The organism is Micromonospora gifhornensis (assembly GCF_016863515.1).
Taxonomy (GTDB): domain Bacteria; phylum Actinomycetota; class Actinomycetes; order Mycobacteriales; family Micromonosporaceae; genus Micromonospora; species Micromonospora gifhornensis.
The window spans coordinates 1-1,319 of sequence record NZ_BOPA01000100.1; the positions used below are offsets into that span (position 1 = coordinate 1).

A 1,319-nucleotide genomic window follows, 5' to 3' on the forward strand; every position below is an offset into this window, starting at 1 on the left:
GGGCCTACCCCGTTTTGACGGACATCCAAGATCAGGGGACCTGGAGTCTCCGGGAGGATGTCCAGCATCATGGAGAGCGTGGGAAAGAAGCGATCGCGGCCGAGGCGGGCGTTCACGCCCGAGTTCAAGGCCGAGATCGTCGAGCTGTGTCAGCGTGGTGACCGCACCGTCGGGCAGGTGGCCAGGGACTTCGACCTGACCGAGACGGCTGTGCGAGCCTGGGTCAAACAGGCCGAGATCGACGCCGGGGCCCGCACGGACGGGCTCGCCTCCGACGAGCGGGCGGAACTGGCCCGGCTGCGGGCGGAGAACCGCCGGTTGCAGCAGGACGTCGACATCCTGAAACGGGCCACGGCTTTCTTCGCGAGGGAGACCCGGTGAACGTGTACCCGTTCATCGAGGCGGAGCAGGCCGGCAAGCACAACGTCAAGCGTGCGTGCGAGCTGCTGAAGGTCTCCCGGTCCGCCTTTTACCAGCACGCCCGCGGCGAGCAGTCCGCCCGCGACCGCGTCGATGCCGAACTCACCGAGCAGATCATCGCCGTGCACGCGGCATCGAACGGCACCTACGGGGCGCCGCGCATCCACGCCGAACTCGCTGCGGCCGGACGGCGCCACGGCCGTAAACGCATCGCCGCCCGGATGCGCGAGGCCGGCGTGCGCGGCAAGAGCCCACGCCGCTGGAAGGCGACCACGATCCCGGACCCGAACGCCGGGAACCGGCCGGACCTCGTCGAGCGGGACTTCACCGCCGACCCGGCGGCGGTCGACACCCGCTGGTGCGGCGACATCACCTACATCAACACGTGGGAAGGTTGGCTCTACCTGGCCACCGTCATCGACCTGGCCTCGCGCCGGGTCGTGGGCTGGGCCACGGCTGACCATCTCAAGACCGATCTGGTCGACGCCGCTCTGTCCGACGCCCTCGCCCGGCGCCGTCCCGCCGACGGCCTGGTCTTCCACTCCGACCGCGGCTGTCAATATACGAGCGCTCAGCACGCCCGCCTCGCGAAACGCCACGGTGTACGGCTGAGCGTGGGCCGGCGCGGGCAGTGCTGGGACAACGCGGTCGCCGAGTCGTTCTTCTCGACCCTGAAAACGGAACTGATCCACCGGCAGGCCTGGCCCACCCGCAAAGCCGCCCACCAGGCCACATTTGAGTACATCGAAGGCTGGTACAACACCCGCCGCCGGCACTCCAGCCTCGGCTACCTCAGCCCCGCCGCCTACGAAGACGGCACCGACATCAGCTTGGTGCCGGCGCTCAAGGTAGCCTGAAGATCAACTCATCGACCCTGTCCGTCGAAACGGGTCAAGCCC

The 1,319-nt window shown here is 68.7% G+C and carries 2 protein-coding genes; both read left to right on the top strand.

Translation table 11 applies throughout. The features are described from left to right. The first annotated feature begins 78 nt into the window (after positions 1–78). Positions 79–381: a transposase gene (locus tag Vgi01_RS30285; protein ID WP_158244936.1), complete on the top strand. Its 303-nt coding sequence runs from the start codon at positions 79–81 to the stop codon at positions 379–381. Then, on the top strand, positions 378–1,277 hold the full coding sequence (locus Vgi01_RS30290) for an IS3 family transposase (RefSeq protein WP_203220148.1): 900 nt from the start codon (positions 378–380) through the stop codon (positions 1,275–1,277). Before Vgi01_RS30285 ends, Vgi01_RS30290 begins: the two co-directional genes overlap by 4 nt. Positions 1,278–1,319 lie beyond the last annotated feature (42 nt).